Origin of the sequence: Streptomyces sp. NPDC001668 (genome assembly GCF_042893155.1) — a bacterium.
Classification (GTDB): domain Bacteria; phylum Actinomycetota; class Actinomycetes; order Streptomycetales; family Streptomycetaceae; genus Streptomyces.
The window spans coordinates 20997-27663 of sequence record NZ_JBIAUQ010000012.1; the positions used below are offsets into that span (position 1 = coordinate 20997).

Here is a 6667-nt window from a genome sequence, read left to right on the forward strand (position 1 = left end):
CGGTGCAGCCCGCTCGCCCCACCCTCCGCGCGCTCCGCGAGGACCTGAAACTCCCGCTCCCGTCAGCCCGGGAGCCGCTCGATGAACTGGATCATCCGATCTTGGCCAAGGCCCGGGAACGCTTCGCAGAAAGCGAGTCGGGGCAGGAGCGGATCCGCTCGATCGATGATGAGGTGCTCTTCAAAGTCAAGGTCCAGCGCTGGCGCGGAGCGGTCTGGACGGACGAGGACCTACCCTGGCTCATCGCCGCCGGGCAACGCGAGGACGGGTCGCCAGACGACTTCTACTCAGCCCTGGAGACGTCCGCGATGGCGGCACGAGCCCGCTACAACGCCGACAAACGTCAGCCCCTGAGCACCAAAGCGTACGTGGGGCATCTCCTCCCTGACCAAAATGACCGTGACCGCTACCAACTCGAAGCCGGCACGCGGCTTGTCCGCCATCTCGCTGCGGCTGTCCGGGAGCTGGCTCGTGGATCACTGCACGACGGGCATGAGCACGCCGCCGACTTTCCCACCTTCCGCCTCGGCATCCTCGTACGCGCCGACGACGGCCATGAGACCTATGTCGCCGTGCGCATCACCGGCTCTATCCCGGAAGATCTCATCGCGGTCATCCTGCGCCATGTCCCCGGCTGCGATCCCACCGACTGGTATCCCGAGTACGCCCTCCCCAGCCGCCCCCTTCTTCCCGCCGAGCAAGCCTGGTCGACCCTCATGGATCCGAAGGCCGCGTCTGAGCTCCTGAACGAGGAATGAGCTGGGATCCGCACCCCTCTCCGCCTCAGGGCCAACGGCTATCGGACCAAGGAACCCGCTCATGCTGGATCACGAAGAGCATCAGCCCGGCGGCTACCGCGTCGACATCACTCACGCGAGCCCTGACTACGAATTCACGACCTCAACGAGCCGTGGCACAGCGGTGATCCTGCGTGCGTGCTTCGAACAACGCCCTTTCACCGAGCTCCCACCCGGTCACGTCCCCTTCGTGAACGTCGAAATGGATGGCGACTGGCATCCGCATGGTTCCGACGACTTGCGCCACCTCTCGGACACTCTCGCGGCACATGCGGATCGGCTTCGAGAACTCGCCGACCGCCTCGACGGTCTCACCAATGCCTTCGATGCCACACAGGGGAGCACCTACGGCAGCGAACCCTGAAGAAGGAGGCGGTGAATGAACAAGCCACGCTGTCTGTCGCACACCCGCTCACGCAGACGTCCTCCTCACATGGCACGACCCCGACCGGAAGAACCGGTCGGGGCCACAAAACCGCTGGTCAGGGCCACAAAGTGGCCTCGCCCCCGGTAGGCCCTGTGGGACTCGAACCCACAACCAATGGATTAAAAGTCCACTGCTCTGCCAATTGAGCTAAGGGCCCAGGCGATGTTGCCTCCCCGAGCATAGCCGGACGTGGCCGTGTCTCCGATCGGGTATCCGGGACACGGCCGCGTCGGGAGGACGGAACGGGGCGGAAGGTCAGGGATCGACCGGTTCTGGCGCGTTCACGCGGGCCGCCTCGCGGGCCTTGGTGCGCTCGTGCTCGGGGTTCAGGAACCAGTGCCGGGCCGAGACCGCCCACCAGGTCCAGGCGAAGCCGAGGACGACGAGGACGGCGATCGGGGCGTAGTTGAAGGTCTCCCAGGTGACCGGCGAGACCTGCGGGAGCATGAACAGGACCGTGATGACGGCGACCCACACCACCGAGACCACGCCGATCACGCGGGACCAGCGGCCGAGGTGCCACGGCCCCCGGTCGAAGGAGTCGCCCTTGCGCAGCCGGAGCAGGGTCGGGATGACGTAGGCGATGTACAGCCCGATCACCGCGACGGACGTCACCGCCGCGTAGGCCGCGTAGTTGATCAGGTACGGCAGCCCCAGCAGCAGTGCCCCCGCCGCCGCCAGCCACACCGCCGCCACCGGGGTCCGGGTGCGCGGGCTCACCGTGTGCCACACGTGCGAGAACGGCAGCGCGCCGTCGCGTGAGAAGGCGTAGATCATGCGGCTGTTGGCGGTCACCGAGGCCATCCCGCAGAACAGCTGGGCGCCGATCACGACCAGCAGGAGCAGCTTGCCGGCCGTCGCGCCGAGGGCGTCCAGGAGGATCTGGGCCGGCGGCGCGCCCGTCGGGGACGTGCGGGCTCCGTCGTAGGACTGGATCGCGAAGGTGAAGCCCAGGAGCAGCACGAAGCCCGCTATCCACGAGGTCCAGATCGACTGGACGATGCCCTTCGGCCCCGCCGTGGACGCGTCGTGGGTCTCCTCGGTCATATGGGCCGACGCGTCGTAGCCGGTGAAGGTGTACTGGGCCATCAGGAGCCCGATGAGGACGACGTACACCCCGCTCCCCCAGCCCGTGTGGTTCACGAACTCGCCGAAGACGAAGGACGCCGACTGGTGGTGATCCGGAGCGAAGGTGAGCGCGCCGACGATCACCGCCACGCCCACCACGTGCCACCACACGCTCACGCTGTTCAGCAGCGCGACGATCCGCACGCCGAAGGTGTTGAGCAGGCCGTGCAGGATCAAGATCGCGGCGAAGAGGAGAATCGTGCGGCCCGGGGTCACCTTGAAGTCGAACTGGAGGTTCAGGTAGGCGCCGAGGAAGGACGCGGCCCCGAAGTCGATGCCCGCCGTCACCGCCACCTGGCCGAGCACGTTGAACCAGCCCGTGAACCACGCCCACGCCGCCGCGGTTCTGGGCGGGGCCAGGCGGTGGGCCCAGAAGTACAGGCCCGCCGAGGTCGGGTACGCCGAACAGATCTCGGCCATCGACAGGCCGACGAACAGTGTCATCAGGCCTACGGCGACCCAGCCCCAGGTGATCACGGCCGGGCCGCCCGTGTTCATGCCGAACAGGTACAGCGTCAGACAGCCCGACAGGACCGAGATGATCGTGAAGGAGACCGCGTAGTTGGAGAACGCCGACATGCGGCGGGCGAGGACCTGCGTGTAGCCGAGCTGGGCAAGCCGTTCTTCGTCGGAGAGGCCCGAGTCGGAAGGGCCCTTCTGCCCGCTCGCTATGGCGTCATCTGTCATGCCCCCAGCGATTCCCACACCGGGGGCGTGACACACGTCACAACTTGGCCGAGAAGTGCCCCTCTAGAAAAGGCCCTTGTAGCCCTGCCAGCCGCCGGCGATCTTCACCCGCGCCCCGAACGACCCCTTGCCGTCCCCGCTGTTGCGCCAGACGTTCCCGCCGGTGTCCCGGGAGACCAGGTCGGCCCTGCCGTCCCCGGTGATGTCCCCGGCACCCACGACCACGTTGTACGAACCGCCCCACGCCGTGAACAGCTTCGTGCGAGCCGAGAACGTCCCGTCGCCCTTGCCGTAGTACCGGTAGAGGTTGTTGGACTTGTCCTGCGCGAGCAGATCCCCGATCCCGTCACCGTTGAGGTCCCCGGTGCCGACGACCTTCTTGTAGGTCTTCCAGTTGTCGTAGAGCTTCACGCGGGCGGAGAGCTTGCCGGCGCTGGTGCCCTTGTAGAGGTAGACCGTGCCGGTCGAGGCACCCCGCGCGATCAGGTCGGGACGGCCGTCCCCTGTCACGTCACCGGGGTAGGTCAGCACGTCGTACTGGTTCCAGCCCGAACTGCCGAGCGTCGTGTACGGCGTGGACGTCTTGAACTCGGCGCTGCAACCCGGCTTGTACAGGCGCAGGGCACCACTGGCCAAGCGCATCAGGATGTCGTTGCAGCGGTCGCCGCTCAGGTCGCCGAAGGGCAGCGGCTTCACCGTGGCCGCCCAGCCCCTGCTGGGAATGTCCCCGGTGAACGTGCCCTTGCCCGTGCCCTGGTGGAAGGAGAGCGTGCCCGAGGAGCTCTGGGTGAGCAGGTCGCCGATGGCGTCGCTGCCGCCGACGTGGTGGTGGCGGGCCGGGAGGCCGTCGAGCAGCCCGACCGAGCCGGTCCACGACGGCGCGGCCCCGACGCCGTCCGCCGGGGTGACCGACAGCGTCCAGTCGTAGGGGCCGTCGGTCAGGACCTTCCCGTTGGAGTCGGTCCCGGGCCAGCCGACGTTCAGGCTGCCGCGCGCGGCGCCGCCGTCCCGCGTGTACACGACCTTGCCGGTCGCCTTGGAACGCACGGTCAGCCGCGAACTCGCCGTCGGCTTCGACAGCAGCAGGGAGACCAGGGTGTCCGGCGTCGCGTCGATCTCGTGCGCCGTGACGAGCGCCGCCTTCGTGACCGGTGCCAGCAGGCTCAGCGGCTGCTGCGCCACCCCCGACGGCACGAGGTGGACCTGCTCCCGCGCGTCCACGTAGGCCGCGTTCGAGCCCGCCTTGTCGACGGTCCAGCGCACGTTCCGCTGCGAGTCGCCGGTGTCGGGCAGGTCACCGATCACCCGGCTCGCGGGCGTGCCGTCCGCGACCGTCGTCAGCGTCAGCTTCCCGGCCTGCTTGTCGTGCGTGACGACGAACCCGTCGCCGAGCGCGGCCTCGCCCGTCGGCACCGGTACCGACGTGTGCGCCGTACGGTCGTAGACACCGGCCTTGCCGTCACAGGTCCAGTACAGGTAGCGGCCGAGCGCCTGGAGGCCGGCCGGGGAGCAGCCGGCGTCCGTGGTGAGGGTCTCGGTGGTCCTCTTCGCGGTCAGGCTGTACGCGGTGACGGTGCCGGGGGCCGTGCCCGGGGTCCACAGGGTGTCGCCGTCGAGCGCGGCGGCGCCAGGGGTGCGGGTGACGACCGGGGTGGCGTCGTTGCCGATCAGATAGACGTACTGCTTGTCGGCGGCCGTGTAGAGGACATAGCGGCCCGAGACATCGGTGATGCGTCCGCCCTTCGGCACGGCCTTGCCCCAATAACCCGTTGGGGTCGGCCCGTTGACCCGGAGCAGGTCCTCCGTCCCGGAGGTGGTGTGCTCCAGCCAGGCGATCCGCCCGTCGGCCGTGCCGTAGACCTGCGAGCAGGCCACGTCGGTCGCCGCGCAGGCGCCGATCACCACGTCCGAGGTGATCCGGGGGGTGAACTCGGAGCGCTCGCCGAAGGTGGGTGTCCCGGTGACGGCGACGGTCCGCACATAGTCGTCGCGCCGGGAGCTGCCGCCGGTGTCGGTGACGACCAGCCGGCCCTGCTGGAGGGAGAGGCCCTGGACCGGGGCCGGCGGCTTGGGGAGCGGCTTGACCAGCGTGACGGCCGGCTTGCCGTCCGCGCCGGGGTGCAGGCGCTGGATCCCCCAGTCGTCGGCGCCGGTGCGGCCGATGAAGACGTCGGTGCCGTCCGGGCCGGTCGAGATGCCGGGGCTCGATGTGGCGAGCTGCACCGACGGGCCGCCGGTGATCGGCTTGGCCAGGACGGCCGTGGAGGCGGAGGGCCGGTGGACCAGCCAGTCGCCGACGATGGTCAGGTCCTCGGCCGGGTTCACGCCGCTGCCGGAGAGCGTGAGTTCGGCGGGCGTGCCCGACAGGTCGTCGCGCGGCAGCACCAGCACGGTGGCGTCATTGGGGTTGAAGAGGACCACATGGCGGCCGGAGACCTGCGCCTGGCTGTAGATGTGGGAGAGCGGCTGCGACCAGCTCCGGGCCTGTCCCGTCGCTCGGTCGACCATCACCCAGACGTACTGCCGGCCCTGGACCGCCCGGAAGAGCAGATCGCTGTCGTCCCCGCCCACCGGTCCGAGCAGCCTCACCCCGTCCGGCAGTCCGCCGACCGGCACGTCGCGGGTGGTGCCGTCGGACTGCGGAAGGAGCAGATGCATCTCCCTGCTGGTCGTCCCGTCCTCCGCGGTGACGGTGCGGTAGCCGACGGCCAGGTCCTCGTAGGCCGTGTACAGAGTCGTCCCCGAAGGCAGCTGAACGGTTCGGGTGGTCCCGTCGGCGGCGTTCCACAGGTCCACGCGGCCGTCGCCGTACCGGTACGCGAGGACGTCACTGCCCGTCCCCCAGGTACCGAGGACTCCCTGCGGGGTGGTCACCCGCACCGACTTGCCGTCCGAGTACCGCGTCCAGACCAGCCCGGTGTTGCCCTCCAGCGAGTGGAACACGCCCTGCGCGCCGGCGCCGTCGTGGCCTCCACCGGTCGAGGGGTTGAAGAGCGAGGCCGCCGTGTACGTGCTGCGCAACGACGCCGGCACCACGGTCTCCTGCGGCTCCTCGGCCGCCGAGGCCGACGGCAGCAGCGGGCTCAGCCCGGCCGCGAGAGCCGCGGAGGCGGCCACCGCGAGGGCCGCGCGTCTCGCGCGCGTGAGACGTACGAAGGCATGACGAGCCAAAACGATCCTCCCCGTGAACAGAGAGGGTGCCGGCTCCTCAGTGCCCCCTGGCCCCAGCCGTCGCTTCCCCCTCAGAAGACGGCTGATCCTACAGCCCTCTCACAGCTTGAGGGAGTCCGGGGAGAGCGGTTTCCCCCGGTATGGCAAAGGGCCCGCACGACCGAAGTCGTACGGGCCCTCGCTCAGTTCACACTGTGTCAGCCGTTCACACTGTGTCAGCCGTTGCGCTTCCAGCGCGGCTTGTCATCGCGGCGGCCGAAGGAGCCGGTGCCGGTGCCGGTGCCGGTGGTGCGGTGGTCGTCACGACGGCCGGTGGGGCGGTCGTGGCCGCCGGAGCGGAAGCCACCGGTGGGGCGGTCGCCCTGACGGTCGCGGTTGAAGGGACGGTCGCTGCCCCGGTGGGTGGACGGACGCTCGTCACGGCGGTCGCGGTTGAAGCCGCCGGTGGGGCGGTCCG

The 6667-nt window shown here is 69.5% G+C and carries 4 protein-coding genes, 1 tRNA gene and 1 pseudogene; 2 read left to right on the top strand and 4 right to left on the bottom strand.

Features of this window, described 5'->3' with window-relative positions; translation table 11 throughout:
- Positions 1-2 precede the first annotated feature (2 nt).
- Entirely contained in the window at positions 3-758 is a 756-nt protein-coding gene (locus ACFYZ8_RS30515; RefSeq protein ID WP_388542103.1) for a hypothetical protein, read from the top strand.
- Between the two features lie 61 nt (positions 759-819).
- The gene (locus ACFYZ8_RS30520; RefSeq protein WP_388542105.1) at positions 820-1161 is read left to right on the top strand and encodes a DUF6907 domain-containing protein; all 342 of its coding nucleotides are present in this window, start codon (positions 820-822) and stop codon (positions 1159-1161) included.
- A gap of 147 nt (positions 1162-1308) precedes the next feature.
- On the opposite strand, the gene ACFYZ8_RS30525 is transcribed toward ACFYZ8_RS30520, so the two are convergent.
- From ACFYZ8_RS30525 to ACFYZ8_RS30540, 4 genes and pseudogenes are all read right to left on the bottom strand, one after another.
- Positions 1309-1381 (bottom strand) — tRNA-Lys (locus ACFYZ8_RS30525).
- A gap of 98 nt (positions 1382-1479) precedes the next feature.
- Positions 1480-3039 (bottom strand): amino acid permease, encoded by a 1560-nt coding sequence (locus ACFYZ8_RS30530; protein ID WP_388542107.1) that lies wholly within the window; start codon positions 3037-3039, stop codon positions 1480-1482.
- 63 nt (positions 3040-3102) lie between these two features.
- A complete protein-coding gene (locus ACFYZ8_RS30535; protein ID WP_388542109.1) occupies positions 3103-6210 on the bottom strand; it encodes an FG-GAP-like repeat-containing protein in 3108 nt (1035 codons plus the stop codon).
- Positions 6211-6425: 215 nt separating this feature from the next.
- Positions 6426-6667 (bottom strand): annotated as a pseudogene (locus ACFYZ8_RS30540) (RNA helicase); the annotation flags it as partial.